This is a genomic window from Ruoffia sp. FAM 26254, from assembly GCF_045528545.1.
In the GTDB taxonomy this organism is placed as follows: Bacteria; Bacillota; Bacilli; order Lactobacillales; family Aerococcaceae; genus Ruoffia; species Ruoffia halotolerans.
The window spans coordinates 1-26,940 of record NZ_JBGQQY010000026.1 but is presented as its reverse complement, the minus strand read 5'-3'; the positions used below and the strand labels follow the sequence as shown (position 1 = coordinate 26,940).

Annotated in this window: 25 protein-coding genes and 2 pseudogenes; 8 read left to right on the top strand and 19 right to left on the bottom strand. The window is 36.4% G+C overall.

The window, feature by feature from the left end:
* Positions 1–154 precede the first annotated feature (154 nt).
* The 9 genes from ACEN3Z_RS07485 to tsaE all read right to left on the bottom strand — a co-directional run bounded on the left by ACEN3Z_RS07485 (position 155) and on the right by tsaE (position 8,152).
* A complete protein-coding gene (locus tag ACEN3Z_RS07485) occupies positions 155–517 on the bottom strand; it encodes a hypothetical protein (RefSeq protein WP_407090343.1) in 363 nt (120 codons plus the stop codon).
* 195 nt (positions 518–712) lie between these two features.
* Positions 713–1,789: a PotD/PotF family extracellular solute-binding protein gene (locus tag ACEN3Z_RS07480; RefSeq protein WP_407090342.1), complete on the bottom strand. Its 1,077-nt coding sequence runs from the start codon at positions 1,787–1,789 to the stop codon at positions 713–715.
* Positions 1,786–2,613 carry an ABC transporter permease gene (locus tag ACEN3Z_RS07475; RefSeq protein WP_407090341.1) on the bottom strand — a complete coding sequence of 276 codons (828 nt, stop codon included), beginning with the start codon at positions 2,611–2,613 and terminating at the stop codon, positions 1,786–1,788. Before ACEN3Z_RS07475 ends, ACEN3Z_RS07480 begins: the two co-directional genes overlap by 4 nt.
* Positions 2,606–3,424 (bottom strand): ABC transporter permease, encoded by an 819-nt coding sequence (locus ACEN3Z_RS07470; RefSeq protein WP_407090340.1) that lies wholly within the window; start codon positions 3,422–3,424, stop codon positions 2,606–2,608. The genes ACEN3Z_RS07475 and ACEN3Z_RS07470 overlap by 8 nt, the downstream gene beginning before the upstream one ends.
* 9 nt (positions 3,425–3,433) lie before the next feature.
* On the bottom strand, positions 3,434–4,525 hold the full coding sequence (locus ACEN3Z_RS07465) for an ABC transporter ATP-binding protein (protein WP_407090345.1): 1,092 nt from the start codon (positions 4,523–4,525) through the stop codon (positions 3,434–3,436).
* Positions 4,526–4,800: 275 nt separating this feature from the next.
* The gene (locus ACEN3Z_RS07460; RefSeq protein WP_407090339.1) at positions 4,801–6,012 is read right to left on the bottom strand and encodes an acetyl-CoA C-acetyltransferase; all 1,212 of its coding nucleotides are present in this window, start codon (positions 6,010–6,012) and stop codon (positions 4,801–4,803) included.
* A 102-nt stretch (positions 6,013–6,114) separates the two neighbouring features.
* Positions 6,115–7,020: a UDP-N-acetylmuramate dehydrogenase gene (gene murB, locus ACEN3Z_RS07455; RefSeq protein WP_197105181.1), complete on the bottom strand. Its 906-nt coding sequence runs from the start codon at positions 7,018–7,020 to the stop codon at positions 6,115–6,117.
* Positions 7,021–7,113: 93 nt separating this feature from the next.
* Positions 7,114–7,665 (bottom strand): GNAT family N-acetyltransferase, encoded by a 552-nt coding sequence (locus ACEN3Z_RS07450; RefSeq protein ID WP_138404104.1) that lies wholly within the window; start codon positions 7,663–7,665, stop codon positions 7,114–7,116.
* A 7-nt stretch (positions 7,666–7,672) separates the two neighbouring features.
* Complete coding sequence (gene tsaE, locus ACEN3Z_RS07445; protein WP_407090338.1) at positions 7,673–8,152, bottom strand: tRNA (adenosine(37)-N6)-threonylcarbamoyltransferase complex ATPase subunit type 1 TsaE; 480 nt, start codon at positions 8,150–8,152, stop codon at positions 7,673–7,675.
* 154 nt (positions 8,153–8,306) lie between these two features.
* Here tsaE and ACEN3Z_RS07440 point away from each other — a divergent pair, with 154 nt between their 5' ends.
* Positions 8,307–8,927: a DUF4430 domain-containing protein gene (locus ACEN3Z_RS07440; RefSeq protein WP_138404102.1), complete on the top strand. Its 621-nt coding sequence runs from the start codon at positions 8,307–8,309 to the stop codon at positions 8,925–8,927.
* A 57-nt stretch (positions 8,928–8,984) separates the two neighbouring features.
* Here ACEN3Z_RS07440 and zwf read toward each other — a convergent pair whose 3' ends face one another.
* The 6 genes from zwf to nrdI form a co-directional block, all read right to left on the bottom strand.
* The gene (gene zwf / locus ACEN3Z_RS07435; protein WP_138404101.1) at positions 8,985–10,451 is read right to left on the bottom strand and encodes a glucose-6-phosphate dehydrogenase; all 1,467 of its coding nucleotides are present in this window, start codon (positions 10,449–10,451) and stop codon (positions 8,985–8,987) included.
* A 497-nt stretch (positions 10,452–10,948) separates the two neighbouring features.
* The gene (pta, locus tag ACEN3Z_RS07430; protein ID WP_407090337.1) at positions 10,949–11,929 is read right to left on the bottom strand and encodes a phosphate acetyltransferase; all 981 of its coding nucleotides are present in this window, start codon (positions 11,927–11,929) and stop codon (positions 10,949–10,951) included.
* Between the two features lie 88 nt (positions 11,930–12,017).
* Complete coding sequence (locus ACEN3Z_RS07425) at positions 12,018–12,959, bottom strand: DUF4349 domain-containing protein (protein ID WP_407090336.1); 942 nt, start codon at positions 12,957–12,959, stop codon at positions 12,018–12,020.
* Between the two features lie 135 nt (positions 12,960–13,094).
* Positions 13,095–14,156, bottom strand: coding sequence for a class 1b ribonucleoside-diphosphate reductase subunit beta (nrdF, locus tag ACEN3Z_RS07420; protein WP_138404099.1), 1,062 nt, complete (start codon positions 14,154–14,156; stop codon positions 13,095–13,097).
* Positions 14,157–14,182: 26 nt separating this feature from the next.
* The gene (gene nrdE, locus ACEN3Z_RS07415; protein WP_407090344.1) at positions 14,183–16,345 is read right to left on the bottom strand and encodes a class 1b ribonucleoside-diphosphate reductase subunit alpha; all 2,163 of its coding nucleotides are present in this window, start codon (positions 16,343–16,345) and stop codon (positions 14,183–14,185) included.
* Complete coding sequence (gene nrdI, locus ACEN3Z_RS07410; RefSeq protein ID WP_138404098.1) at positions 16,338–16,718, bottom strand: class Ib ribonucleoside-diphosphate reductase assembly flavoprotein NrdI; 381 nt, start codon at positions 16,716–16,718, stop codon at positions 16,338–16,340. The genes nrdE and nrdI overlap by 8 nt, the downstream gene beginning before the upstream one ends.
* A 248-nt stretch (positions 16,719–16,966) precedes the next feature.
* Between nrdI and ACEN3Z_RS07405 the strand changes: the two genes are divergently transcribed.
* From ACEN3Z_RS07405 to ACEN3Z_RS07395, 3 genes are read left to right on the top strand one after another with little or no spacing between them, the layout of a single operon-like run.
* The gene (locus ACEN3Z_RS07405) at positions 16,967–17,416 is read left to right on the top strand and encodes a BlaI/MecI/CopY family transcriptional regulator (RefSeq protein ID WP_171031274.1); all 450 of its coding nucleotides are present in this window, start codon (positions 16,967–16,969) and stop codon (positions 17,414–17,416) included.
* 33 nt (positions 17,417–17,449) lie between these two features.
* Positions 17,450–17,656, top strand: coding sequence for a heavy-metal-associated domain-containing protein (locus ACEN3Z_RS07400; protein WP_138404096.1), 207 nt, complete (start codon positions 17,450–17,452; stop codon positions 17,654–17,656).
* Between the two features lie 22 nt (positions 17,657–17,678).
* A complete protein-coding gene (locus ACEN3Z_RS07395) occupies positions 17,679–20,147 on the top strand; it encodes a heavy metal translocating P-type ATPase (RefSeq protein WP_138404095.1) in 2,469 nt (822 codons plus the stop codon).
* A gap of 60 nt (positions 20,148–20,207) precedes the next feature.
* Here ACEN3Z_RS07395 and ACEN3Z_RS07390 read toward each other — a convergent pair whose 3' ends face one another.
* A complete protein-coding gene (locus ACEN3Z_RS07390) occupies positions 20,208–21,044 on the bottom strand; it encodes an NAD(P)H-hydrate dehydratase (RefSeq protein ID WP_407090335.1) in 837 nt (278 codons plus the stop codon).
* A 170-nt stretch (positions 21,045–21,214) separates the two neighbouring features.
* On the opposite strand from ACEN3Z_RS07390, the gene ACEN3Z_RS07385 reads away from it, so the two are divergent.
* Positions 21,215–21,856 (top strand): IS30 family transposase, encoded by a 642-nt coding sequence (locus ACEN3Z_RS07385; RefSeq protein ID WP_407090334.1) that lies wholly within the window; start codon positions 21,215–21,217, stop codon positions 21,854–21,856.
* Between the two features lie 91 nt (positions 21,857–21,947).
* On the opposite strand, the gene ACEN3Z_RS07380 is transcribed toward ACEN3Z_RS07385, so the two are convergent.
* The gene (locus tag ACEN3Z_RS07380) at positions 21,948–23,234 is read right to left on the bottom strand and encodes an IS4 family transposase (RefSeq protein ID WP_407090333.1); all 1,287 of its coding nucleotides are present in this window, start codon (positions 23,232–23,234) and stop codon (positions 21,948–21,950) included.
* Between the two features lie 386 nt (positions 23,235–23,620).
* Here ACEN3Z_RS07380 and ACEN3Z_RS07375 point away from each other — a divergent pair.
* Positions 23,621–23,762, top strand: a pseudogene (locus ACEN3Z_RS07375) (transposase); the annotation flags it as partial.
* A gap of 417 nt (positions 23,763–24,179) precedes the next feature.
* Here the strand turns inward: ACEN3Z_RS07375 and ACEN3Z_RS07370 are convergent.
* Entirely contained in the window at positions 24,180–24,500 is a 321-nt protein-coding gene (locus ACEN3Z_RS07370; RefSeq protein WP_138405583.1) for a hypothetical protein, read from the bottom strand.
* 78 nt (positions 24,501–24,578) lie between these two features.
* Between ACEN3Z_RS07370 and ACEN3Z_RS07365 the strand changes: the two genes are divergently transcribed.
* Entirely contained in the window at positions 24,579–24,983 is a 405-nt protein-coding gene (locus ACEN3Z_RS07365; RefSeq protein WP_138405582.1) for a hypothetical protein, read from the top strand.
* Positions 24,984–25,400: 417 nt separating this feature from the next.
* On the opposite strand, the pseudogene ACEN3Z_RS07360 reads toward ACEN3Z_RS07365, so the two are convergent.
* Positions 25,401–25,996, bottom strand: a pseudogene (locus ACEN3Z_RS07360) (recombinase family protein).
* 454 nt (positions 25,997–26,450) lie between these two features.
* On the opposite strand from ACEN3Z_RS07360, the gene ACEN3Z_RS07355 reads away from it, so the two are divergent.
* Positions 26,451–26,940, top strand: a 490-nt coding sequence (locus ACEN3Z_RS07355) for an IS30 family transposase (protein ID WP_407090332.1), incomplete at its 3' end; no start/stop codon positions are given.

The window sequence follows — 26,940 nt, the reverse complement described above, 5'->3', positions numbered from 1 at the left end:
GGTGAATTAACCATATCAGAAAGGGGGTCTTTTTTCATCACCTAATGGGTGATGAAGCAGATTACTTTAAAGACTATTAAATCAATGTTAGGAAAGACTATTAGTAAAACTATGAATTATTCAGGTTTATAGATTTTCATTATTTTAATAAATATTAATGACTTGTCACTTCAATCGTGCATAAAGATTCAACGTCAGGCAACTCCTCATTATTGATTTCAAAAGCAATAATCCACTCACCCTCAGGAATTAACCCTGCCTTAGCTTCATTGCTTGTATAGAGGTCCTTCTCGTGAATTTTAATGACACGTCTCTCGTATATTTGAGTTGTCTCTGCTCTCAAATTATAATTGCTATCATACACTAGAATTAAGTTAATGTAATCATAGGCCATTTGAAATGACAAAATAAGCCCATCTTGATCTTCAGGTACGACAAATCGTTCAATAATAAAGGATGAAGCTTTGGTAAATTTTTTCTGTGATATGTCAATATTTAGCTTGTCCAATAGCACCATTATCCATCCTCCTCTTTTGTTACTACTATCATACCAAGCTAATATAAATTTAATGAAAGTTTCTCGTAAATTTTATGTAAAGATTCTCCTTTAAGATTACAAATATATTAAATAACAACAAAAGAGGATTGAATAAATGGAAAAGTCTAATAACTCACCATCTATCAATCCTCTTATTTTTTATTGGAAAACCGTTTAGTCTCTTGGTTCGATCTTCACTTCTAAGAATAAATCATTATATTCAATTAATTTCTCTTGCCCTAATCCACGATATACTTCCAATTTATCTAAAGCATCTTCACTTGGATAAAAGGCTTCATCGGAAATGACTTCTGGATCCATTAAAGCCGTCGCCGCTTCATTCGGTGTTGAATAACCGCCGTAATCAGCATTTTGCGCTGCTACTTCTGGTCGAAGTAAGAAATCAATTAAAGCATGTGCCCCTTCAACGTTTTGTGCATTATGAGGAATCACAATATTATCAAACCAAAGGTTTGACCCTTCTTCTGGTAAGACATACGCAAGTTCTGGATTCTCCCATATTGCCATGGACGCTTCTCCAGAGAACGTCACCCCAATCATCGCTTCTTCGTTACCAAGATGCATCTTCATCTCATCTGCAACAAGGGCTAATATATTTGGCATCAAAGTTTTCATCTTGTTCGTTGCTTCTCTTAATCTTGTACTATCTGTTTCATTTAATGAATAGCCAAGTGATTGTAAACCAACGCCTAAAACTTCTCTCGCCCCATCGTAAATCATAATATTATTACGGAATTTCGGATTCCACAAATCATTCCACTGTTGAACTTCACTTTCATCAACATAATTCGTATTGTAGATAATACCTAATGTTCCCCAAAAATACGGAATCGAAAAACGGTTATTCGGATCAAACTCTAAATCCAAGAACCGCGGATTAATGTTCTCTAAGTTAGGTAACAATGAATGATCAATCTCTTGTAACAAGTCTGCTTCAATCATTTGTTCAATCATATACTCACTAGGAACTGCTACATCATAACGTGTTCCGCCTTGTTCAATCTTCGTCATCATCGCTTCATTCGAATCAAAGGTTTCATAGATAACCGAATAACCTGTCTCTTCCTCAAACTGAGTCAATAATTCTGGGTCAATGTAATCTCCCCAGTTATAAAAGACAATCGTATTGCCATCTGTCAGTCCTAAACTACTTTCTAACTGATGTCTAAAACCAAATAACACAGCAACAATCAGTAAAATCGCTAATAACATGGTCATTAATTGTTTCATCGCAGACCACCTACTTTTTTATTGGCTTGTTTACGAATACGTCTTTGATCGCTCGTTTGGATTTGATAATAACCAAAGACTAAAGCTAACGCGAGTACAAACATTAATGTACTTAAAGCATTAATTTCTAAACTAATACCTGTTCGCGCTCTTGAATACACTTCGATCGAAACAGTACTAAAGCCGTTCCCAGTAACGAAGAATGTTACCGCGAAATCATCGAGTGAATAGGTAAAAGCCATAAAGAAACCAGATACAATACCACGAACAATACTTGGTATAACGACACGTGATAATATTTGCCAATGCGTCGCCCCTAAATCTTGGGCCGCAGTAATCATGTTCGGATTCATCTCATATAAACGAGGTAAAATCATTAACACAACAATTGGAATACTAAAAGCTACGTGAGCCAAAAGGACACTCCAAAAACCTAAACGAAGTGGCAATATACTAGAGAATAATATTAAGAAACTTGCCCCCATCATAACATCTGGTGTGACCATCAAGACATTATTCGTATTCAATAAAAATTGCCGCTGACTATTCAAGCGCGCATAATAAATGGCAATCGCCCCAAAAGTTCCAATCGCTGTCGCAATCGTCGCTGACAGTAAGGCAATGATAAACGTATTCATGATAAATGATAATAACCGCTGATCAGCAAATAATGTCTGATAATGTTCTAAAGTAAAGCCTGTAAAATCAGACATATTCCCAGCACTATTGAATGAATAGGCTATTAAATATCCAATTGGCAAATACAATATAATAAATACTGCGATAATGTATAAGTTTGACCACTTAAATTTTCCTTTAGTCATTACTTGCACCTCCTTGATCGTTACGGCTACGAGTAAGGAACATAACTAATACCATTGAAACCATTAAGACAACACCAATCGTGGCACCCATTCCCCAGTTTTGGGTCACTAAGAAATGCTGTTCCACTGCTGTTCCTAAGGTAATGACTCGGTTCCCACCGATTAAACGCGTTAACATGAATAAAGATAGAGAAGGGATAAATACTGCTTGAACACCACTTCTCACTCCACGCATCGATAATGGCATCACTACTCGTCTCACTGTCACCCATTCACTTGATCCTAAGTCCGTACTTGCTTCAATCAGTGAATGTGGTATCTCATCAATCGAATTAAAGATTGGCAACAACATAAACGGTAATTCAATATAGGCCGCCACTAATAAAAAGGCAATATTCGTAAATAATAACTGTTGTGATTCAAAACCTAAATTCGTTAAAAATGAATTAATTGGTCCTGTTTGACTTAAAATCCCAATAAAGGCATAGATTTTAAGTAATAAGTTTATCCACGTAGGTAAGATAATCAACAATAGCCACAAATCTTTACGCTTTGTCTTTGTTAAAAAATACGCCATTGGATACGCAATAACAAGTGTGACCAATGTGACTAAAAAAGCATATAAAAATGAGCTAGCAGTCATAACCAAATAATTTCGATTCGTAAAATAATGAATATAATTATCAAAAGTAAACTGACCGGCGATATTAAAGAATGACCGATACAATAATAAAAGAATCGGTGCAATGACAAACAATATAACCCATAAGTAATACGGTATCGCTAATAAATGATGTTTTTTCGTATTCATTGCCCACCTCTAGTCTTCATACTGTTCTAAACGGGCATCAAAATCTTCTTCAGATTCGTTGAAACGCATCACATGAATATCGCTTGGACCGAATCGCAATCCGATTCGAGAACCAGTTTCAACTTTTTTAGTTGTATGAATCATCCATTCATTATGATCTTCGTCGTAAGCAATGACTTCGTTAAAGACACCACGGAATAATTGAGTATCTACTTTAGCAATCAATTGACCTGCTTCAGGTGACGTAATTTCAACGTCTTCGGGGCGAATAACAACCTCTACCGCTTCACCACTTGGTATCCCACCATCTTCACAGTCAAACGTATGACCGACAAATTCAACCCGATAATCTTCGATCATCTTCGCAGCTACAATATTACTCTCACCAATAAAGTCTGCGACATAACGGTTAATCGGCTCATCATAAATATCGACGGGTGTTCCTGATTGAACAATTTCACCGTTATTTAAGACATAAATCCAATCCGACATAGCTAAAGCTTCTTCTTGATCATGAGTAACAAAGACAAACGTTATTCCTAAACGTCTTTGTAATTCGCGCAATTCATATTGCATGTCTGTTCGAAGTTTTAGATCTAGCGCAGACAAGGGCTCATCTAATAAAAGAACATCTGGTTCATTGATCAGTGCTCTCGCAATCGCTACACGTTGCTTTTGTCCACCTGACAACGCATCAATGTAACGCTCTTCAAACCCTTCTAAGCGCACTAAACGTAACATTTCTGAAACTTTCTCCTTAATCGTCGCTTTATCGACTCCTGTGACAGACAAGCCAAAAGCGATGTTATCAAAGATATTCATATGCGGGAAAAGTGCATAATCTTGAAAAACAGTGTTAACCTTCCGCTGATTTGCTGCAACTCTCGTAACTTCAGTACCATCGATTAAGACTTGGCCTGATGATGCTTTTGTAAACCCAGCAATAATACGTAGAATCGTTGTTTTACCACACCCTGACGGGCCTAATAAAGTATAAAATTTACCTTTCTCTAATTCCATATCAATGGATTTTAACACTTGTGTATCGTCGAAGGATTTTGTTACCCCATGCAACTCCACACTATAACCTTGTTTTACCATATGCACATTCTCCTCTGCATAAATTTTTGTCATTATTGACTCCTTTGAAACCGATTTGAAAGAAAATTTGTCTTTCGAGATGAAATTATAGCACACGGTGTTTAAGTAAGACACAATTATTTTTCCCAATATTCTACTTTTTTTAATTTGCTATAAAGCTTGATATATTAGCGTTTATAATCCTTTACAAAAAACTCAACAACTCTAGGTAAATGTTTACTAGAATTGTTGAGTTTCTCAGATGTTTTATATAATATGGACCATTTTTGGTCTGTTTACACGTTCTTAACTGCCATACTAATTCCCATGCCGCCCCCGATACATAAAGATGCCAGTCCATATTCGGACTCAGTGCGTTTCATTTCATGTATCAAGGTGGCACTTATTCGAGCTCCTGAAGCTCCAATCGGATGTCCAATGGCAATCGCACCACCATTGGGGTTTACTTTAGCCGCGAGTGCTTCATAAGTTAAGCTCGTATCTTTAGTCAATTCCTTCATAACACCGATCGATTGTGATGCAAAAGCTTCATTCAATTCAATAACATCAAACTGTTCTAAGCTTAAACCCGTCTTCTTCATGACACTATTGATTGCTTTAACTGGTCCAATTCCCATAATTTTTGGATCAACCCCACTTTGGCCAAAGCCTAACACTTCAACTAATGGTTCTAAGTTGTGTTCTTTAACGAATGCATCTGAGACAACAAAAGCAAAAGCTGCCCCGTCATTGATTCCTGATGCGTTCCCTGCAGTGACTGACCCTTCTTTATCGAAAGCCGGACGCAATTTATTTAACTTTTCTAAATTTGTTGAATGATTGATGTATTCATCTTCTTCAAATACGACCGCTTGACGACGTTGTTGAACTGTTATTGGTACAATTTCATCTTTGAATTTCCCCTCTTTTTGAGCGAGTCTTGCTTTCTCTTGCGTATTCATGGCAAATTCATCTTGTTCTTCACGAGTGATTTCAAATTTACTTGCAATATTCTCAGCTGTTATTCCCATATGAATTCCTGAAAAGGCATCTGTTAACCCATCTGTTAACATTGTGTCTTCTAAAGAAAAGGCACCCATTTTATTTCCTTTTCGAATGTTGCCTGTCGTTGCGAATTTAGCTTGGCTCATCGACTCCACTCCACCGGCAATAATACAGTCCGCATCACCTAGTTTCACATGGTTATATGCTTCATTAATGGCTTTTAGACCACTCCCACACAACATATTCACCCCATAAGCTGGTACATTGATTGAAATGCCTGCGTTAACAGAAACTTGTCGGGCAATATTTTGGCCATGACCTGCACTTAAGACATTCCCGATGATTACTTCATCCACCTTGTCTTTGACGATCGTGTCTTCTTCTAACATCTTTTCTAATAATTTTGACCCAATCTCAGCGGGTGATAAATCAGATAAACTCCCTAGAAAACTTCCTACTGCGGTTCTTTTAATTGATAATATATAAACTTTTCTCTCTTGCATAACTATTAACCCCCATCTATCTTTTTATATTATTTACAAAAAACCAACCTAAGCAATTCTTTTACAGAATGTGTTAGGTTGGTTTTAATATATCTCATTCAATTATTCTGCTTCCCGTCCAATAATTCGAACTTCGGTTTCAAGTCTAACTGAATTTAAATTCCAGATTGTCTCTTGGATGTATTCAATCATCTCAACATAATCTGTTGCTGTGGCTCCACCTACGTTAATGATGAATCCAGCATGCTTACGAGATATCTCAGCACCACCAATTCGATGTCCTTGTAAACCAGCATCTTGAATTAACTTTCCTGTATAGTAACCTACGGGGCGTTTAAATACACTTCCACATGATGGGTACTCTAAAGGTTGCTTCGATTCACGTAATTCAGTTAAATGATCCATTTTTTCTTTGATAGCCTCTTGATCTCCAGGTTGAAGTTCAAAGGATACGCCTAAGATAATGTTATCATTCTCTTGAAAAATACTATGACGATAGGCAAATTCTGCATCTTCATTCGTATAAGTTAAAAATTGTCCTTCGCGATTGATTGCCTCAATCTTTACATTAATATCCGTTATCTCACCTTCGTAAGCACCCGCGTTCATAAATACCGCGCCACCAACACTACCTGGAATTCCACAAGCGAATTCTAAGCCAGTTAATGAATGGCGATAGGCCTCACGACTTACTTCAATAATACCTGCGCCACTCTCTGCATAAATATAATGACCATCGACTGAGATTGCATTCATATCTGTTAAAATCATGACAATACCGCGTATGCCGCCGTCTTTAACGATTAAATTACTGAGGTTACCTAGAATTGTTAACGGGGCATCAAATTCCTTTGCCCAATCAATAATTTGTTTCACTTCATCTTTTGATTTCGGAAATGCAATAACATCCGCTTCGCCGCCAGTTTTAGTATAACTGTAATCTGACAGTGCGTGGTTAAATTTTATATTTAAATTAGGGTGAGCTTCTTTTAATAGCTTATAGTCCATAACTCGACCTTTCTTTCATAATCAATACTTATCTATTCTAATTAATTATGTTTAAAAAGTAAAGTAAATCTATGATGAGAAACTCTTTGAATATTAATCAATCAACCGTTCCATGACATAAGTATCATAATAGTGAAAATCATTTCTTAAACGTTTCGATAGTGTTCCAACTATTTCAAATCCATATTTCTCATATAATTTAATTGCTCGGATATTTTTTGTTACAACTTCCAAGGTTAGCACTTTAATATCTGCGTAGCTTGCAAATTGAATCATTTCTTCAGTGAGAATTGAGCCTATGCCGTAGCCCCAATATTCTTTAATAATACTGACACCCACTTCAGCCACATGGCTTTGACGATTATTATCGATGACAGCAACTGTTGCCATACCAACTATCTGATCATCTGATTCTGCTACTAACATAATGTTATTATCTGATTCATTGTATCTCGTAATTAATTCTACTTGCTGATCCACGGTCATATTCGCCCCTTCAGGACCAACTGACAAATACGGGGTATCTTTCCCTACATGTCTTAATAAGCCTAGTATTGCCTTTGCATCGATTGGCTCTGCTACTCTAATGATTGTTTCGATTGGCTCGTCCTCTGCTTCATGTACGTATTTGTTGTAATTACTCACACAATCACTATCCTTTCCAGTTCTGAGTCCATTCTTTCCTTAATTGGTCGTAGTCATCACTTTGACCTACTGTTCGTACTTGAATTTTACGTTCATCATTGTCAACTGCCTCTAATTCAATTTCCAAATAAGTTTCTGGCATATAATCAATGACAAATTCTGCCCACTCTATTAATGTAATCGTATCATCGTCTATAAAATTTTCCAAGTCAATCGATTCAGCTCCACCCTCTTCGAGGCGATAGGCATCAATATGATTAAAAAGCTTCCCTTGTTCATCTAGTGGATAGTGCTTCACTATAGTATATGTTGGACTTTTCACCGCTCTTTTAATTCCTAAAGCTTTCGCAAATCCTTGAGAAAATGTAGTTTTACCACTTCCTAGATTTCCCTTTAAGCTAATGACTTTACCAGGTTCTATCAATTGCGCTAATTCTGCTGCGATTTGTTTCGTTTCCTCAGCAGAATGTGTAATTTTGTATGACATTATATATAATCTCCTTGTACTTCTAAAAAAATTCACGCTTTATTCTTAATAAGCCAATTATAAACAAAGTGTGTTGAAACTGCGAATCATTTGACTTTATGCCGTTTTACTGATAATTTATACCTATAACATATTAACGTAAGGAGGCAGTTTTATGAAAAAATTTATCAAATTAATTACTCTACCGACTTTAGCATTGCTACTAGTAGCTTGTCAAAGTTCGACTGAAGAACAGCCAGCAGAGAGTGCTCCAGCTGAGTCAACTGAACAAGTATCAACAGAATCTACAGAGTCAACTGAAAGTACTTCTGGAGACGCAGAAAGCGAAGCAACCGAGGAATCAGGCGCAGAACAAGGTTCTGAAGAATCAGACGCAGCAGCATCTGACAATGGTGAAGGTACAACTGAAGAAGGCGAATCTGCAACTGAAGATACAGAAGAAGCTAGCGAAACAGCAGCAACATTCGCATTCTATGTATCAGGTGAAGAAGCGCCAATCGCTGAATTCTCAGTTGAAGATGCTGAAGGTCTTAGCGTTTTAGAAGCTCTAGAATCAAACGAAGAATTAACATTTAACTTCAACGAAACTGAAGGTGTTGTTGATTCAATTGAAGGCTACGAAAATGACTATACTGTAGGTAATACATGGACTTACGTATACAATGGTGAATACGCACAACTAGGTGTTGTTTCTCAAACATTAGAAGCAGGAGATGAAATTGATTGGTACTACGGTACTATCGATGAAATCCCAATTAACGTAGTTCCTGAATAAGCAATACTTTACAATTTAAAAGAGCGTCTGACTTAAATCAGACGCTCTTTTTGTATACTACTCATTTATATTTACGCGTTTAATCCACTCGTGATTATTTCTCGTCAATAATCGATCCGCGCTACTTGGTCCAAAGGACGTCGCTTGATAATTTGGAAACGCAGGATCTGACATATCATCCCATGCCACTTTAATCGCATCAGTAATGCGCCACTGTTCTTGCACTTCTTCCCAAGAACTAAACAACGTATTATCCCCTTCTAATGCATCATGTAATAAATTTTCATAAGGCGTTGGAACGTACTCTTTCCCGAATGTATTTTGGTCTGGACCAATAAATGTCGTGATTGGTTCCATATTCGATTCAATATCTTTCTGGTTTAAAACCATTGCCAAACCTTTACCAGGTTCAATATAAAAAGTGAGCCTACTTGGTGTATCGTTTGAATCACCATTTCTCTCTTTCAATATAATATCAACCGAAGAAAATTGTTCAACTAACGCTTTTCCTGTACGAACGTAAATAGGAACACCCTCCCAACGCTCATTATCGACAGATAATTGAATCGCAATGTATGTTTCCGTACTACTATCTTCCGCTACATCTGGTTCATCGCGGTAATGGTTATACTCCCCTTCAGCATCTGCTGAGTATTGACCTCTAACAACAAACTCTTTCACTTCCTCTTTCGAATATGTTGGTATTTGACTTAAGGCTGCGTGCTTCTCACTATGTATCGCATCTTTTTCTAACTTCTCAGGCAAATCCATAATAATGAATGAAAGTATTTGCAGTATATGGTTTTGGAACATATCTAACAATGCACCATTCTCATCATAGAATGCACCACGGTCCCCTACTTTTAGACGTTCAGGTAAGTTAATTTGAATGTTCTCGATAAATTTATTATTCCAAATACCTTCAATAAAGGGATTGTAGAATCGAGTTGCCAATATATTTTGGACAAAATCCATCCCAGGAAAATGATCAATTAAAAAAATCTCTTCATCATTAAATGATTTTTTTAATATTTGATAATATTCTTTAGCTGATTCTAAACTATAGCCAAATGGCTTCTCAACAACGACACGATGCTCTCCAGTTAAACCAGTAATACCTGACTCTTTTAAATTTACTGTCGTCTCATCGTAAATACTTGGAGCGATAGAATAGTAATATAAAAATCGATCGGATGTATTATGCGTCGTTGAAACTTCTTTTATTTTCGTCATGAGTTTTTCAAAATCTTGTACTTTTGTATTGTCAGCTGGTTGGTAATAAATGTGTTCTAAAAATGATTCTTCGAACTCAGTAAAATTACTCCCTGCTTCAACAGCTTTTCTTACATGTTCCTTAAATTCATTCTCAGTGAATTGAGTGCGGGCCGCTCCGATAATCGCAAATTCCTCCGTTAACTGGCCACGTTGATATAGTTGGTGAAAAGCTGGGTACAATTGTCGCTCAGCTAAGTCACCCGTTGCCCCAAACAAGACAATTAGCCCACCTACTTCAACTTTAGACATAGTATCTCCTCCATTTATATATTCTGTTTAATGCGTGCCTCTATTAAATTCTATAACAAAATATTCATCTTTCACAATAATACAACTTAGAGTACATATACTTAAGCCATTGACAGCATTAGGAATAACATGAACGTCACGGAATTATGCAAAATTTAAGTTCAGCACCATAATCACATAAATATAGAAAACTCTGTTTAATACACAGCTATCGTTGCTTATTGAAGGGAGAATGGTGAGGTACCGTAGTACCAGGACGATTGGGCATACATGAAGCCGTAGGAGCGGTAGCGACGTAAGGATTTAGTAGCACAACGAGACGGAAGCTCAATCAGCTAGCAACGCTAGATGATTAGCTGAAGCCGGTCCACTACGGTCACCGAGCCGTTCTCCCTGAAATAAGCTCTACAGTTCCCTCTCCACAACAAAAAGAGCTAGAAACACTACCGTTCGGTAGTATTTCTAGCTCTCGCTTATTTATGAGTGAAAAGACTCAATTACATGATTGCTTGGTTAGCAGTAATAATTGAAACTTTATAAACATCTTCTTCGACACATCCACGAGATAAATCAGAAACAGGTTTGTTTAAACCTTGTAAGATTGGACCAACTGCTTGGTAGTTACCTAAACGTTGAGCAATCTTGTAACCAATGTTACCTGATTGGATTTCTGGGAATACGAATACGTTCGCTTTACCAGCAACTTCTGATTCAGGTGCTTTTTTATCAGCAACTGATTCAATATAAGCTGCGTCAAATTGTAATTCTCCATCGATAGCTAAGTCAGGAGCCAATTCTTTCGCAATACGAGTAGCTTCAGCGACTTTGTCAACTTCTGGTGAAGCTGCAGAACCTTTAGTTGAGAAACTTAATAAACCAACTTTAGGATCGATATCGAAAATTTTAGCTGTTTGAGCACTTTCTACAGCAATTTCAGCTAATGATTGTGCATCTGGGTTAATGTTAATCGCACAGTCAGCAAAGATTAAACGTTCACCATCATTGTTAGGTGGAACCATAACAAACGCACCACTTGTTAATTTAACACCTGGGCGAGTTTTGATGATTTGTAGTGCTGGACGAACAGTATCACCTGTTGAGTATTGAGCTCCACACACTAATCCATCTGCTAAGTCCATGTAAACTAACATTGTTCCGAAGTAAGCATTGTCACGTAACATTTCACGTGCTTGCTCTTCAGTGTTTTTACCTTTACGACGTTCTACGAAAGATGCGATCATTGCATCGAATTCGTCATAGTTGTTAGGATCGATGATTGTTAAATCACCAGTGTTCCAGTTACGTTCTGTAGCAATTGCTTCAACTTCAGCAGGATTTCCTAATAAAATTGGTTCTACTAATTTATCTGAATGTAGACGAACAGCTGCTCCTAAAACACGTGGATCAGTAGCTTCAGGGTAAACAATTTTAACCTTTTTTCCTTCAATCTTCTGTGATAACGATTTAAACATATCCATTCTAGATATTCCTCCCATAATTTAACTTTATAATAAACGCTTACTACTTAATATTACACGTTTTTTACAATTTTTGAAACTGTTTTACTCAATCTTCTGTATTAAAGTTGTTCTTTTCTCTATTAGCCTCACTTATAGCTTTCTTTTTCCTCTTTGGTAAGACATCTTTAATTTTTCTAAACAATGGACGCAAGACATATCGTATGATTAATATTATGATAATAATCACGATGATGTAAGGGATTAAGAATATAATTGTTAAAATCCCCCATTGGAAAGCTTCAATTGAATTTTCCCAAGTATCGTTAAAGGCTGCGACAATTTGATTCCAGAAAGTCAATTGACTTTCACTTCCATCAGATAACTCAACAACTTCTTGTAAATTCAAGTGTATCGTTGCATTTTCAACTTCTGCGGAGACAGAAGATTGTTCTGCTAATAAACTATCCCGACTCGCAATTGCTTCTTCTAAAGCGCCTTGGATTTCAATTAAATCCGTAACGGACTCTGCTTGATCATTAAGTTCATTCAGTCGGTCAATTCTAGAATCAATCGCTTCGATACGAATTTCAATATCTTGAACTTGTTGGGTTACATCTTGAGAACCGCGTGATAGTTGAATAAGTTGAGCTTGGTCATTGTTTTCAAACTGTGTAAGCGTCTCTTCATAATTGTCTCGAGGAACTCTGATCGTCAAACTTAATGATGTGAGCGACTGAGAACTTTCTGCATAACTGTATTCATTCATTGATTCATCTTGATATTGAATATAAGCATTATTGGCCTCAATAATTTCTTCAATACTTTGCTTCGCTTCATCATAACGAATCGTTTGATAAATCACATTGGCCGTGTAGATAATATCTCGATCTTCATTTGTTTGTTGGCGACTGACATTTTCGTCAGTTTCTTGGGCCATTTCGGTTGTGTAGTTGGCGTCAGGATACGTAGTAGTTGACTGTTCTTGAGATTCACATGCATATAGGAAAAATACAGTTAGAAACAATATTCCCCATTTCCATTTCTTCACGCTATCACACCTCTCTTATACTTCATTATAAAGGGTTTTCATGCCTAAAACCACTAATTACATGTTGACTGGCTTTTTGAACATAAAAAACTCAATGAAGAATCACTTTTGTGATCCCTCATTGAGTTTATAAGTTTAATCTGTTGCTTTTGCTGACGCTTGAGCGTTTTTCGCTTCTTCACGGCGACGTTTCTTCTCTTGACGGTATTGCATACGTTGTTTGCGACGGTCATTAATTGCCCATTGCTTGTAGTCATTATCTTCCATAGCCTGAACTTCTCCAAGTAGGTAACCATTCCCAACTTGTGAGAAGAAGTCATGGTTACTTGTTCCTGTTGAGATACCATTCATAACAATCGGATTCACATCTTCAGCTGTATCAGGGAATAAAGGTTCGAAGCCCATATTTTGTAAAGCTTTATTCGCATTGTAGCGAACAAATGTGTTTACGTCTTCTGTCCAACCTAATTCATCATATAAATGAGACGTGTATTTTTCTTCATTTGAATATAATTCAAATAGTAAGTTAAAGACCCAGTTTTTTAATTCTTCTTGTTCTGCTTCGCCTAACTCATTGTAGCCTAATTGGAATTTATAACCAATATAAGTTCCGTGAACAGATTCATCACGTAGGATAAGTTTAATGATTTCAGCTACGTTAGGTATTTTGTTGTTTCCTAAATACCATAATGGTGCGTAGAAACCTGAATAGAATAAGAATGATTCAAGTAGGACACTTGCCGCTTTCTTTTGTAGCGGTGTACCATTTTGGTACGCATCATTAATTTTATCCGATTTGAATTGGATTAATTCGTTCGTATTCGTCCAATCAAAGATTGAGTCAATTTCTGAGTTTGTATTCAATGTAATAAAAATCGTTGAATACGATTTAGCATGTACTGCTTCCATAAAATGGATATTACTTAAAACAGATTTTTCATGTGGTGTTCTTGCATCATCTAATAAGACAACAGCCCCTTCTTCAGATTGCAGTGTATCTAAAAGTGTTAACCCACCAAAGACTTTCCCTAACATATCTTGTTCTGCTTTTGAAAGACGACGCCAATCATCTAAATCATTCGATACTGGAATACGTGTATCTAACCAAAATTGCTCAGTCAGCTTTTCCCAAGTTAATTTATCAACGGTATCTTCGATATCATTCCAATTTATCGCTATGTAATTTGGTTCTACCATGCATTTATTCTCCTTTATAAAACTTATTAAATTGAACAGCTCTCGCAATAATTACTTCCAATTTCATCGCCATCATCCGTAAATGTACGAACATAGTAAATTGATTTAATGCCTTGGTTCCAAGCATAGTTACGTAGGATATTTAAATCTCTCGTGTTCATCTTTCTTTCACCAGGACGTTTCCAAGGATAAAGCCCTTCAGGTAATTCTGAACGCATGAACAACGTTAAAGACATTCCTTGATCGATATGTCTTTGAGCCGCTGCATACACATCGATGACTTTACGCATATCAATATCGTAAGCTGACTCATAGTAGTCAATCGTATCATTTGATAATTGTGGCGCTGGGTAATATGTTTTACCCGTTTTCTTCTCTTGACGCTCTTCAATTAGACGTGTAATTGGGTGTAAGCTCGCACTTGTCTCGTTTACATATGAGATACTTCCAGTTGGTGCAATCGCATGACGGTAAGCATGATATAGTCCATCTTTTTGAACCATATCTCTTAACGCTTCCCAATCTTCTGCAGTTGGAAGTGGCACATTTTTCATGATTTCTTTTACTTTTTCATCTTCAATAACAAATGGTTCTTCAATATAACGATCAAAGTATGAACCATTAGCATAATCAGAATTTTCAAAATTATAGAAAGTTTCACCACGTTCGCGTGCAATTTGATTACTTGATACTAATGACCAGTAGTTTAACGCATAGAAATATGCTTCTGTTAATTCTAAAGACTCATCAGATCCGTAATAGATTTGATTAATTGCGAATAACGTATGAAGTCCCATGCCACCTAAACCGATGGTATGATTTAATTCATTCCCTCTACGCACACTTGGTACAGCATCGATACTGGTATGATCTGTAACGAATGTTAAACCACGGACAGCTGTATCCACTGATTTAGCAAAGTCAGGTGAATCGACCATATTCACAATATTTGTAGAACCTAAGTTACAACTAATATCAATTCCTTCATCTTCAAAGGTTTGGTCATCATTAATAATTGATGGTTGTTGAATTTGTAAAATTTCTGAACATAAGTTAGACATTACAATGCGCCCATCAATTGGGTTCGCATCATTGGCTGTATCAATATTAATAATATATGGATAGCCTGATTCTTGTTGTAATTTACTTATTTCGTTCTCTAATTCACGTGCTTTGACTTTGTATTTACGGATTTCTTTATTTTGAACCATGTTCTCATACTCTTCCGTAATATCCACATAAGCAAAAGGCTCGCCATAAACACGTTCAACATCATAAGGACTGAATAAGAACATATCAGCATCTTCTGCAACTAATTCATAAAATTTATCCGGAACCGTTACTCCAAGCGATAAAGTTTTCACACGGATTTTCTCATCCGCATTTTCTTTCTTAGTTGATAAGAAGCGGACAATGTCTGGATGGAAGATTGATAAATAAACCGCTCCAGCACCATTTCTTTGTCCTAATTGATTGGCGTAGCTGAATGAATCTTCAAATAATTTCATAACTGGTACAACACCTGAAGCCGCGTTTTCGATTTTCTTAATCGGTGCGCCTTCTTCACGTAAGTTTGATAAGTTTAGACCTACGCCTCCACCACGCTTACTTAATTGTAAGGCAGAGTTGATGCTACGTCCGATTGAGTTCATATCATCACTAATCTCAATTAAGAAACAAGATACCATCTCACCACGACGTTTACGTCCAGCATTTAAAAATGTTGGTGTTGCAGGTTGGAAGCGTTGAGCGATTAATTCATCACGTAAATTTGTTGCAAGAACTTCGTCCCCGTCCGCTAAGAATAAGGCATTAAACACAATACGATCTTCGAAACGTTCTAAGTATCTTTCCCCATCATTCGTCTTTAAAGCGTACTGGTTATAAAACTTATGTGCGCCCATAAATGATTTGAAACGGAATTTCTTCTCATAAGTTGTTTGCATTAATTTCTTAATGAATTCACGGTCATACTTATTTAAGAAACCTACTTCTAAGTAGTCATGTTCAATTAAATAATCTAATTTTTCATCTAATGTATAGAAAAACACAGTATTAGGGTTCACATGCTCTAAGAAGAATGCACGCACCGCCTCTTTATCTTTCTCTAATGGGATTTTATTGTCTACTGGAATATTTAATTCGTTATTTAATTTGAAATATGTAATTTCATTGGGTGCTTTAGACATAGTTGGTGTTTTCAATTTCAGTCACAATCTCCTTCACTTTTTTTACATCATTATCCGAGCCTTGAAACTCAAATCGATACAATAATGGAACATCATAATCGAGTGCAATATCTTCTGCTGTAAAGCAGTAAAGCTCATTAAAATTTCGGTTTCCTGCGCCGATGACGCCCTGACAATATGATAAATTATCGCCAGTCTCTAGGAAATCATTCAAAATATCAGTCATTTCAATTGCATATGTTGGTGCGATCATAATAAAGTTTTCGTCTATTTCAGAAAATGCATTCACTTCAGACAACTCCAAAGAGTCCATTTCTAACTTTTCAACAAAACGTCGTGTATTGCCTATGACAGACATATATATAATTTTCATCACTACACCGTCCTCTTTAATACTATATATTAGCATGGTTACCTTCAAAATTAAACCTTGAATAAAACTAAATATTGTGCTTCAAGATTCGACCCAATACTATATATTGTGTCTATGCGTTTTATAATCCATAGTTCTAGTATATTTAAATAAATTTAAAAAGCTTGTAATTTGCTCTTGCTTTATTCAGGTTACACGTGTAAACTAAAGTTAGGTTACAAATGCAACCCCGTGTTAGGAGGGAAATTATGACTGAACAATTAAGTATTCAAGATTTAAACATTTCCGATTCAGAATGGGAAGTGATGCGCGTGTTATGGGCAGATGCTCCTTTAACAAGTCGAGAAATCATTGACCGGGTGTTAGACATTCTCGATTGGAAAGAAGGAACGGTAAAATCACTCATAAACCGTTTAGTAAACAAAGAAAATATTCAAAAAATAAAAACCGATACGGTTTTAAAATACAAACCAGGTATTTCAGAACTCGAGGCCAATCGTTTAAAAGCCGATAAAGTCTTCGACTCGATATGTACGAAAGAACGCGGCAGCCTCATTAGTCACCTTGTTGACACAAATCAATTATCGCAAGATGAAATTCAGGAGCTAATATCAAAACTCCAAACAAAAGCACTCACAGCACCAGAAGAAGTAGCTTGTGAATGTGCTGTTGGACAATGCCACTGTCATTTACATTAATAAATAATAAATTAAATAAAAGGAGACATTAATATGAAAAAAGAACAATTTGAAGTCGCAGGTATGGGATGTATGAATTGCAGTAAAACAATCCAAAACACTTTATCAAATCTTGATGGTGTATCTGAAGCCACGGTCGATTTTGCCAATAAAACAGCAGATGTTACATATGATGATACTGTTGTTTCAAAAGTTGGCATGCAAACAGCTGTAACTGACGCTGGTTACCAATTACTTTAATTAAGAATAGGAGGTTTATTTATTGAAAACTTATGCCATTGAAGGCATGCACTGTGCTGCATGCGCGACTTCTGTTGAAAAAGCTGTGAATAAATTGGATGGTATCAATGAAGCCTCAGTGAATCAATTAACAGAAAAAGTAAGTGTCGACTTTGATGAGTCAAAACTATCACTCGATGATATTTCTAAAGCGGTATCCGACGCAGGCTATACGTTGGTTACTCAAACTGAACCTGCTCGTTCAGATGATACTTTTCAAAACTTTTCTGTGACTGGAATGACTTGTGCGAGCTGTGCACAAACTGTTGAAAAAGCAGTGGCGAAACTCCCACAAGTTCACTCTGCTTCCGTTAACTTAGCTACTGAAAAATTATCTGTAACTTGGGAAGAGACTGCAGACGCTCAATTAATCCAAGAAACCGTGGCTGATGCAGGTTATCAAGCTGAGCTAGCATTAACTGCCAAAGAGCAGTACGAAGTAGATCAAGCACGTAAAGAAACTAAGTTAAACTCGATGAAACAAACATTAATTAAGATGGCTATCTTTACCATCCCCCTTTTCATACTCACTATGGGTCCAATGGTTGGAATGCCTTTACCGCAAGTGATTGATCCAAGTATTCATCCGGGGGCCAATGCGGTATTACAATTAATATTAACGACTCCCGTCTTATATTTTGGTTTCGATATATTTAAACGGGGGTTCAAAACATTATTTAATGGACATCCAAATATGGATTCTTTAGTTGCTGTTGGTACGGGTGCGGCATACTTACAAGGAATCGTGATGACTGCTTTAATCCTTTTTGGACAAGTGAATACGCATGATCATTTAGAATTATACTTTGAATCGGCCGCAGTCATCTTAACTTTAATGACCTTAGGTAAATATATGGAAGAACTGGCTAAAGGACGAACATCCTCAGCGATTAAAAGCTTAATGGAATTAGCTCCCGATACAGCTCGTGTCGTACGTGAGAACGGAGAAGTTGAGACGATTCCTGTTGAAATGTTGAATATTGGAGATATTATCCAAGTTCGACCTGGTGAAAGCTTACCTGTCGATGGTGAAATGGTTGAAGGTCATTCGAGCATTGATGAGTCCATGTTAACAGGTGAAAGTCTACCTGTTGAAAAAACAGTTGGTGACTTAGTCACTGGCGCAAGTATCAATAAGATGGGAGCTTTTAAATATAAAGCTACTCGTATTGGACAAGATACGATGATTTCTCAAATCGTTCGTATGGTTCAAGATGCTCAAGGTTCTAAAGCACCAATTGCGAAATTAGCCGATGTTATCTCAGGATACTTTGTACCTATCGTTATTATTATTGCGATTCTATCTGGTTTATTCTGGTTCTTTGTGATGGGTGAACCACTGAATTTCGCTTTAAATATCTTTATTAGTGTTTTAATTATTGCTTGTCCTTGCGCCCTAGGTTTAGCGACTCCCACAGCAATCATGGTTGGGACTGGAAATGGCGCGAGCCAAGGTATCTTAATTAAAAACGGACAAACGCTTGAGAACATACATAACGCAACGACTGTTCTATTAGATAAGACCGGAACGATTACAGAAGGTGAACCAACTGTTACAGATTTCATCATTAACGAAGGCTTTGATAAAGATGACATCTTACAACTGGTTGCTTCAGCAGAATCGGTTTCTGAACATCCACTAGGATCAGCCATTGTGAAGTATAGTGAAGAGAAAGAAATTAACTTACTGCCAACCGATCACTTTGAAAGCATAACTGCACGCGGAATTAAAGCAGACATAGCAGGCAGAGAAATTGCGATTGGGAATAAAAAATTAATGGACTCTCTAAGTGAAGTACCTAGTTCATTAGAGGCACAAGTCAAACAATTAGCCAATGAAGCTAAAACACCGATGTATATTGCTTTAGATAATGAAGTGATTGGAATTGTTGCTGTTATGGACCCTATTAAGGAAACATCGAGCCAAGCAATTAAAGAGATGAAAAACTTAGGTCTTGAAGTTATTATGGCCTCTGGTGACAACCAATACACAGCCAATATTGTTGGGGAAGAACTTGGTATTGACCGCATTCTAAGTGAAGTCATGCCAGAAGATAAATCTGCTATTGTGCAAGAGTTACAAAATGCAGGTAAGAAAGTGATTATGGTTGGGGATGGTATTAATGATGCGCCTGCTTTAGCTCAAGCAGATATCGGGATGGCAGTTGGTTCTGGTACCGATGTAGCTATGGATTCGGCTGATACCGTCTTAATGCATGATGATTTACGTGATGTCCCAAAAGCTATCAGCTTAAGTCATGCAACCATTCGTAACATTAAGCAAAACTTATTCTGGGCCTTTGGATACAATACGATTGGGATTCCAATCGCGATGGGCTTACTTTACCTCTTCTTCGATGGACCTTTATTAAGTCCAATGTTCGCTGCGGCTGCGATGAGTTTAAGTTCAATTTCTGTACTACTCAATGCCTTACGTTTGAGAAATAAATAATTATTTACATATAAAAGGCTACTGACCGGATTACTCGTCAGTAGCCTTTTATGCACTTGTTTAATATTTTGCGTCTGCAAAGGTTCTCATCATTTTTGGTAATTCTCGAATCACTTGCGTTGGTAATGTGACATAATGAGTTTCTGCTAATTGATCCGCAATGTAGCTATGAATGAACACAGCTGAAAGAATTGCTTGTTTGACATTCGGTATTTGTCCAATGAAACCAGCTAGAATCCCAGTCAACGTATCTCCCATCCCGCCGGTCGCTTGTGAGGGGTTACCTGTTGTGTTTTCAAAGACATCCGAGTCAATATACACTTGTGTAGGTGATCCTTTTAACACAACTGTGCTTTGTAAATCCTTCTGAGCTTGTTGATTACTATCTACTGTTAATTTATTTTTATCTAGACCTGTAAGCCTCTGCCACTCACCGAGATGAGGTGTGAAGATACAATGGGCATTGGTTTCTCGCTTGACTTTCCCTTCACCAAGCAGCGTAATCGCATCAGCATCGATAATTAGATATTGCTCGTTAGTCGCTGATTTGAGAATCGTTTCAAGGATTGTTTGGCTCACTTCGCTTAGCCCTAAACCCGGCCCAATCACAATCACATCTTTGTCTTTTACTGCTTGAATCAAGCTTTCAGTTTCGTACATATTAACAAACATAATTTCTGGCGCATGCGTATGTAAGCTAGTCCGGTTCACTGGATCCGTCGCGACAGTCACTAATCCTGCGCCAGAATACAAAGCAGCCAGACCACTCATGATAATGGCTCCACCCTTTTCATGATTACCTCCAACACATAATATGCGCCCCATTTTATTTTTATACGTATCTTTATCTCTGATAGGTATTGTGTCTACGACTATTTCTTTAGTAATTTTCTTCATGTTTACCCCCCTTTGCCTTCTCATTATACAAAAAAGAGAGTGTTAACACTCCCTTTTCAAATTTATTATTATATGATGAATTGTAAAATTAAGTGCGACAAATAAAGAAACCCATAACAGGTTCGTGTAAAATGTTAGTAACGACAAAAACATAAACACGGAGGTCTGTTATGAGCTACACATATCTTACCATAGAGGAACGTTCAAAAATAGAAATACTCTATCAAGAAGGCTTTAAAATTAATCGCATTGCCCAATTAATCGGGCGCCATCGGTCAACGATTTATCGAGAACTTAAACGATGCCCTTCAGATCAATACCAAGCTCTGGATACCCATGAAGGTGCCAATCAACGTGCACGTCTTAAGGGTAGAAATCCTAAGTACACGTTCGGGCTACTTAAAGACATTCAAGATAAATTAGAATGTACATGGTCACCTGAACAAATTGTTGGACGAGATTATCAGGGAAAACTTTCCTTTAAATCCATCTATAACTGGATTTACCAAGATATCTTAAAGGTGCCCCTAACTGTCTTAAGACACAAAGGAAAAAGTCGAGAGCCTCAAGAAACGCGAGGAAAGTTTAATATCGGCACTCCCATCTCAAAACGCCCCAAATCTGTGAAGAATCGAAAAGAGTTCGGGCATTGGGAACTCGACACAGTTGTTTCTTCTCGAGGCAAGAGTAAAGGCTGTTTTGCGAGCTTTGCAGAACGAAAAAGCCGTATATATATCAATGTCATTAAGTTAAGGGGAAATGAATTCCTATCGTTATATAAAGACGCCTCTTCTTCACATGAAATAGTGTGAAGAAGAGGCGTCTTTGGCTTTTTTTATTCTAAACAAGTTATTTTTCTATTGGAAGGCATGTCAAATAAGTCTTCTGCTTTTCAAAAAAAAATTATCTATAATGAAAACCAACAAAGCCTCTTCGGAATTTTAATCGTTCAAACTTCCTACCTTCTCGAATTGGAAGGATATAAGATGAGATTAATCGCATAATATCTATCGACATGTCATTTAAATATCGGCGATATAGCCTAAAAGCCATCTTAACATTTACCTGATAATCCCAATGTCGTTTCTTTTTAGGAAATTTTACTTGTCCAACTAACCTCATGGTGAAATTGTAAGTAATTAATCTTGCATATATTTCTTGATAGATTTGGCTGCTTTCTTTTGTATGTAAGTATTCTAAATCAACTGAATGCTTTAAATCACGAAAAGAAGTCTCAATTCCCCACCGTAAATGGTATAATTCTTTTAAGTCATTGGGTGTAAAGTTGTCATCAAGATTTGTTATCAAGCACTCGTAGGTGCTTTCACTTAGCTCGAGTCTAACCACTCGGAAACGTATTTCGTAATAATCCTTACTGCCTCGTTTTAAAAAATCAAACTTAGACGTGGTTGATAGGAACCGAAAAGATGGATCGTCTTTAATCGCTTTGGTTCGGGAGTAGGTCAACTTTAAAGAAACAATTGTATCGAATTCATCCGTATCTGGCACATCGGATTTGCGCAAAAATCCTTTGCGATTGACATCTTTACATCGAATGACGTATTTGTGTTGAAGGCGCTGAAGATGTTCAAACAGATTAAAGGAAGGATAGCCTCGATCACCTATAAAGATAACGGGCTGTGTCGGTTTTATCTTTTGGGCCATTTGGCAGAGACTTGAACGTTCATCTGTTTGACGTTTGTTCTGAAAATCCACATCAAGAAACTGTTTATTTAAGAGGTCATATAAAAAATTGACATGAATCACGTTGTAGCCATTGGCATTCCCACGTTTAAAGTGATTATCATGGGCTTTTACGTTCTGTGGTAAGGGCAAATCAGACCCATCATGGGCAAGCAATTGATAGCCTTTAAACCGTTTGGCTTTATCAAAAGATTGATTAAATAGGTCAAACACTGCTTTGAAAGCACTGGGTTTTAATTTTGCACGTGCTTGAACAAAAGCTGAAGCGGTGGGAGTTTCGACATGGTAGTTCCATTGTTCAAGTAATTCGCTGTTAAGGCTTTGAGCGCCGAATTTAATAATCGATTCAATAACAACCAACATGGGCAGTTTGCGTTTCCGAGTAAAATCAGCGGAAGGATAATAGACATGTTCTTCCCGATTTTGACAAACGGATTGAATCGCTGACTGTAGATATTGATACGTTATTTTTTGATAGTTATTCACATTAATTCCTCCTAAAAAAGCTCTAATCAAGTGAGATTTTTTAGGTGTTTTTTGGGTTGTCAAGTATTTACGCTTAATTTTCAGGTCTTTTTTGAATAAGATTTGATAAAAAATGGCAGAAAAAAAGCCTATCGATTAATTCGACAGACTTTTTCTTAACTTAATGACATTGAGTGAATTCTACTATAATTTAGTCACTACACAAAAATATAGTTAGGAGAATTCACATGGCTGATAATAATGATATCGCAAAACTGGTTGGAATTAAAGACGAAAATATTAAATTTAATGACGGGGTTCAAATCATCGAAGAAAATGGTCACACAACAATGTTGATTTCAGGCACGTTATCGTATCCGTTAGAGGCTTGCCCTAAGTGTGGCGTGCGTAAAATTGACGTAGAAACAATTTTTGATCGCTTAAAAGGTGTATTTGGCATGCGCAGAGCCCATGTTAGAGGGAAACAAGCGCTTCATAATAACATTGGTATCATGTTGATGAGTATGAATTTAACAAAATTAGCCCTCGAGGCAAGAAGAAGAGTGGCTACTTTTTACGATTATTCAGCCACACATAAAAATCGCAATGAAAGCATCAGAATATCGATGGTTTCATTGCGATTTTTCTATTTAAGGCTAGTTTTTTTCCCAGCCCCTTTTAATATTAACTATAATAGTGATTTTTTCTGTAGCGATAAAACGTCGTTCGGTTAATTCCTGTTTTCCGTTCTATTTCTTTATCTGACAAGCCTTGTTCATTTATTGAAATTTTATGGCTATGTTTTTGGCATATCCTTCGTTGCCTAGTAATTTTTTGTTTAATGTTATACTCATGTTGTTCGACTCCTATGTTTCCCCCGTATTAACTATGCATATTTTATATTGTCAATTATCAAAAGGAGTTTAATATGTGTATTTTTACTAGCTAAATTTCCTCCTCGTATATTTAGTAATTTTCAGAAGTAGAATTAGCGTCTAAAAATATTTTATCTAGTTTTTTTACCTCGTTTAAAGGGACAGTAATAATAACTTCGTCAATGTTTGTTTGCTCCAATGAATCACTATGAGGGGAACTTGTATACATTAATTCAAATTGTATAGCATTTTTACCAAGTATATTTAAAAGTAGTAATAAAATTCTTTTGAAATTTTTGTTAATTGTTATAACCATATTATTTTGCGTTTTTCTTATTTTAATTGATGATTCGTCAATACTCATACCTTGCAAAAAATCTTTTAATATCATTTCTATTTTATTTTTTTCCATTAGATTACCACCTTTACTTTAATTAAAATCTCAATTACAATAAACGTGCATTAAATAAATAAAGAAGGAGAGTGTATCATGAAGTTAAGTAAAAAAATTATTGTTATTTTCACTTTGTTTTTGTCTATATCACCTTTATTTTCTACGCCTGAAGTAAATGCTCAACAAAATAATGTAGTACCGTATGGAACCATTACAGGTCCTGGTGGAACTACTACTCTTGAGATTATGAGTAGTAATACCGTTTACTGGTACGCTAAGCCTAGTTTCTCTGGGCCTTATACCTTCCAAGGTACGGTAACAGTTACATATAAAAATAATAGAACTAATACATTTTGGATTAGTGAAGCTGCTAATAGTAAGTCGGTGTCAGGAATAATAGAATTACCAGCTGCAGCTAAAAAAGCAGTTCTAAGTGGCGTTGCCATTGGTACAAATGGTCTAGCAATTGCAGTGCCAAATGCTGATGCATACAATTATTAATTGGACTTAAATATATCCTTTAAATTTTATTTTAAAAAGTAACATCTAAAAGAGTATTACATGTAAATTCACAAACATCCCTTTAACAAGAGAATTTATTCTTTTTTAAAAGGGATGTTTTATATACTTCTAATTGAACTTTTTCCAATAATTATTATTTATCATCAAGTTTGCATTTATTTGGGATTCATAATAATTTTATTCGTATTTTATTCCGTCACAATCCGTTCTAAGATATAGCTAACAAACGCATTAAAACTCATTTCATGACCTCAGAGAGAGCTACAACGTTTTCATGTGGTGCGACAACTAACGAAATGACATTTTGTAACATGAAAACACTCCCTTTCGGGTCAGTAGTTAAATGAAAGCATACCACTTATTGATCATATTCTAAATCTCAAATTTCAGCTACTTCTACCTATCATCTATTTTAGTTAAATTATACTTTTCGCGATATCTTCTAAACGTAGTACGATTGATACCCGTCTTACGTTCAACTACTTTCTCTGTCATACCTCTATCATATAATTCAAAGGCATGTAGCAACCTTTCATCGTTAGGTTCAAACTTTCTTTTCTTCCTTTAAAACGTCCCTGACGTTTCGCTATTTCAATACCTTGCGCCTATCGTTCTTTAATTCGTTATCTTTCAGCTTCGGCTTGATACTTATATAGTTCAATAATTAGGTTATTGATTAAGCGTCGCAAGTTTTCATCAGCGATGCCATTCATCGATGGCAGATTTAATACCTCTAATGTTGCCCCTTTCTCTTGAATCAGGCTCATGATAGTCGTTAGGTCATTATTATTTCTTCCAAGTCGGTCTAATTCCGTAACAACAACAATATCGCCCTCTCTCAAATAATTTAACATGGCCTGTAGCTGCGTTCGTTCGACCGATCCCCCACTTACTTTGTCTGAAAAGACCTTGGAAACGCCTTCTAGTGCTTCAAGTTGCCGGGATAAGTTCTGATCCTTACTACTTACCCTTGCATAACTTATTCTTGCCAAAAAAACATCCTTTCATTATAAAGTATTCACAATGTCTTACCTAAAGTTTATTCTTGCTTAAAATTATATGTGTTTCACACGATCAATATAAAATAACTCTATTGAACACATGATAATACTATTATAGCAACCATACAAAAAAGTTCAATAGAGTGTACTCTATTGAACTTTAAATTAATCAATTATATCCAAATAAGTATGATATTCCGTGATTGTATCATACTTATTGTATGGCAGCATAAAGAAAAAGCTCACTAAAGAGTCCTCTAGTGAACTTCTTCTAAACTTCATTTATAGATTAAGTATAGATATCTAACAATAGGGATGATCATACACACCAAAAGAACTCCTATTAAGTGATGAATTGTAAAATTAAGTGCGACAAATAAAGAAACCCATAACAGGTTCGTGTAAAATGTTAGTAACGACAAAAACATAAACACGGAGGTCTGTTATGAGCTACACATATCTTACCATAGAGGAACGTTCAAAAATAGAAATACTCTATCAAGAAGGCTTTAAAATTAATCGCATTGCCCAATTAATCGGGCGCCATCGGTCAACGATTTATCGAGAACTTAAACGATGCCCTTCAGATCAATACCAAGCTCTGGATACCCATGAAGGTGCCAATCAACGTGCACGTCTTAAGGGTAGAAATCCTAAGTACACGTTCGGGCTACTTAAAGACATTCAAGATAAATTAGAATGTACATGGTCACCTGAACAAATTGTTGGACGAGATTATCAGGGAAAACTTTCCTTTAAATCCATCTATAACTGGATTTACCAAGATATCTTAAAGGTGCCCCTAACTGTCTTAAGACACAAAGGAAAAAGTCGAGAGCCTCAAGAAACGCGAGGAAAGTTTAATATCGGCACTCCCATCTCAAAACGCCCCAAATCTGTGAAGAATCGAAAAGAGTTCGGGCATTGGGAACTCG

Coding starts and splice junctions, on each gene's coding strand:
- ACEN3Z_RS07465 (WP_407090345.1), bottom strand. CDS start 4,525: ATGGTAAAACAAGGTTATAGTGTGGAGTTGCATGGGGTAACAAAATCC.
- nrdF (WP_138404099.1), bottom strand. CDS start 14,156: ATGGTAGAACCAAATTACATAGCGATAAATTGGAATGATATCGAAGAT.
- pta (WP_407090337.1), bottom strand. CDS start 11,929: ATGGATATGTTTAAATCGTTATCACAGAAGATTGAAGGAAAAAAGGTT.
- nrdE (WP_407090344.1), bottom strand. CDS start 16,345: ATGTCTAAAGCACCCAATGAAATTACATATTTCAAATTAAATAACGAA.
- ACEN3Z_RS07470 (WP_407090340.1), bottom strand. CDS start 3,424: ATGAATACGAAAAAACATCATTTATTAGCGATACCGTATTACTTATGG.
- ACEN3Z_RS07370 (WP_138405583.1), bottom strand. CDS start 24,500: ATGGAAAAAAATAAAATAGAAATGATATTAAAAGATTTTTTGCAAGGT.
- ACEN3Z_RS07385 (WP_407090334.1), top strand. CDS start 21,215: ATGAGCTACACATATCTTACCATAGAGGAACGTTCAAAAATAGAAATA.
- ACEN3Z_RS07480 (WP_407090342.1), bottom strand. CDS start 1,789: ATGAAACAATTAATGACCATGTTATTAGCGATTTTACTGATTGTTGCT.
- ACEN3Z_RS07460 (WP_407090339.1), bottom strand. CDS start 6,012: ATGCAAGAGAGAAAAGTTTATATATTATCAATTAAAAGAACCGCAGTA.
- ACEN3Z_RS07365 (WP_138405582.1), top strand. CDS start 24,579: ATGAAGTTAAGTAAAAAAATTATTGTTATTTTCACTTTGTTTTTGTCT.
- ACEN3Z_RS07400 (WP_138404096.1), top strand. CDS start 17,450: ATGAAAAAAGAACAATTTGAAGTCGCAGGTATGGGATGTATGAATTGC.
- ACEN3Z_RS07390 (WP_407090335.1), bottom strand. CDS start 21,044: ATGAAGAAAATTACTAAAGAAATAGTCGTAGACACAATACCTATCAGA.
- tsaE (WP_407090338.1), bottom strand. CDS start 8,152: ATGTCATACAAAATTACACATTCTGCTGAGGAAACGAAACAAATCGCA.
- ACEN3Z_RS07440 (WP_138404102.1), top strand. CDS start 8,307: ATGAAAAAATTTATCAAATTAATTACTCTACCGACTTTAGCATTGCTA.
- murB (WP_197105181.1), bottom strand. CDS start 7,020: ATGGACTATAAGCTATTAAAAGAAGCTCACCCTAATTTAAATATAAAA.
- ACEN3Z_RS07475 (WP_407090341.1), bottom strand. CDS start 2,613: ATGACTAAAGGAAAATTTAAGTGGTCAAACTTATACATTATCGCAGTA.
- nrdI (WP_138404098.1), bottom strand. CDS start 16,718: ATGAAAATTATATATATGTCTGTCATAGGCAATACACGACGTTTTGTT.
- ACEN3Z_RS07485 (WP_407090343.1), bottom strand. CDS start 517: ATGGTGCTATTGGACAAGCTAAATATTGACATATCACAGAAAAAATTT.
- zwf (WP_138404101.1), bottom strand. CDS start 10,451: ATGTCTAAAGTTGAAGTAGGTGGGCTAATTGTCTTGTTTGGGGCAACG.
- ACEN3Z_RS07405 (WP_171031274.1), top strand. CDS start 16,967: ATGACTGAACAATTAAGTATTCAAGATTTAAACATTTCCGATTCAGAA.